This window comes from Frigoribacterium sp. MCBA15_019 (genome assembly GCF_001864945.1).
In the GTDB taxonomy this organism is placed as follows: Bacteria; Actinomycetota; Actinomycetes; order Actinomycetales; family Microbacteriaceae; genus Frigoribacterium.
Window position 1 is genome coordinate 1 of record NZ_MJGS01000016.1, and the last position, 232, is coordinate 232.

The 232-nt window shown below is 47.8% G+C and carries 1 protein-coding gene; it reads right to left on the minus strand.

Translation table 11 applies throughout. The features are described from left to right. On the minus strand, positions 1 to 214 hold a 214-nt coding region (locus BIV04_RS17320; RefSeq protein WP_218141853.1), incomplete at its 3' end, for a hypothetical protein. Positions 215 to 232 lie beyond the last annotated feature (18 nt).

The following is a 232-nucleotide window of genomic DNA, read 5'->3' on the forward strand; positions in this document are numbered from 1 at the left end:
CCAGTCGACAGCAAATAACACCTAACACCAGCAACGCGATAGCGGCAAGTGCTACATTAATCATGGCGAAAAGCGCCGCAACCGCGACAACTGCGATTGTCATTGCCAAGTAGTGGCCAATAAACCACATTTCGATCTTTCCAAAAGTGAAACGTCCCCACTGAGGTACCGATTGAGGGCCTTTCAAAATGATGCTACGTACGTTTATTGCCACAATGGCAGACAGTAATGC